The 263-nt window shown below is 62.0% G+C and carries 1 pseudogene; it reads left to right on the plus strand.

Annotated elements, in window-relative coordinates:
- Nucleotides 1–263, plus strand: a pseudogene (locus SB753_RS38250) (AraC family transcriptional regulator); the annotation flags it as partial.

Below are 263 nucleotides of genomic sequence, written 5' to 3' on the forward strand. Positions count from 1 at the left end.
TCGTGCGCAATGGGCGCGGCGTGATGAATCTGGAAGGCAGCAGCGTGCCGTTCGAAGGGCCGTGCGCATTGCTGTTGCCGACCGAGTGCGTGCATGGTCTCGACTATGAAGTCGATGCCGACCGCTGGGTCGTCACGATCGAGGTCGCCTATCTGGCGCAGGTGAACGCCAGGCTTCAAGAATTCATCGCACTGTGGGCTGCGCCGCGCGTGATTCCGCTTGCCCATTCCGCAGAAGCGGGAAGGGAGTTCTGCAGCTTGATC

Origin of the sequence: Paraburkholderia sp. SIMBA_053 (assembly GCF_046534895.1) — a bacterium.
GTDB lineage: Bacteria > Pseudomonadota > Gammaproteobacteria > Burkholderiales > Burkholderiaceae > Paraburkholderia > Paraburkholderia caledonica.